Below are 276 nucleotides of genomic sequence, written 5' to 3' on the forward strand. Positions count from 1 at the left end.
GGTTTCGTCGACGATGCGGCGCAGGCGGTCGCGTGGGCACGCGAGCACGCGGTTGCGTTCGGCGGCGATCCACATCGCCTGTTTCTGATGGGGCACTCTGCCGGCGCACAGATTGCCGCGTTGCTTGCGACCGACGGCCGCTATCTGGCGGCACAGGAGATGCGCAAGAGCGATATCGCCGGCGTGATCGGCCTGGCCGGGGCTTACGATTTCCTGCCGCTGCGTGATGCGACGCTTGAAAGGATCTTCCCGGAGGAAGCGCGCGCCGGGAGCCAG

1 protein-coding gene is annotated in these 276 nt (G+C 67.4%); it reads left to right on the plus strand.

What is annotated here, in order from left to right:
- A partial coding sequence (locus ACH107_RS33805; protein WP_412509922.1) for an alpha/beta hydrolase occupies window positions 1-276 on the plus strand: 276 nt, incomplete at both ends.

Source organism: Roseovarius halophilus (ex Wu et al. 2025) (assembly GCF_047086965.1).